Origin of the sequence: Photorhabdus viridis (genome assembly GCF_040256935.1) — a bacterium.
Taxonomy (GTDB): domain Bacteria; phylum Pseudomonadota; class Gammaproteobacteria; order Enterobacterales; family Enterobacteriaceae; genus Photorhabdus; species Photorhabdus viridis.
The window spans coordinates 1-223 of the sequence record NZ_JBEJZY010000614.1; the positions used below are offsets into that span (position 1 = coordinate 1).

A 223-nucleotide genomic window follows, 5' to 3' on the forward strand; every position below is an offset into this window, starting at 1 on the left:
TATGTTGCATCAGTTATCAGTTGATAATCAAAAAGATATCCTGGCGGCAGAGAAAGGGGATAAATCGGCGGCAGAACGCGTTATTGCGCGACGTGATGCCGCGATAACCGTGACCGCAGTGGCAGCAGGCGGATATGCTCTGACTTATGGCGGTCAGATACTGATTGCGGGCTCGGCTGAAATGGCAACAGCAGGGCGTATTGCGCTTGAAGGGTGTAAAACT

Annotated in this window: 1 pseudogene; it reads left to right on the forward strand. The window is 51.6% G+C overall.

The features are described from left to right. Positions 1-223 (forward strand): annotated as a pseudogene (locus ABR397_RS24790) (hypothetical protein); the annotation flags it as partial.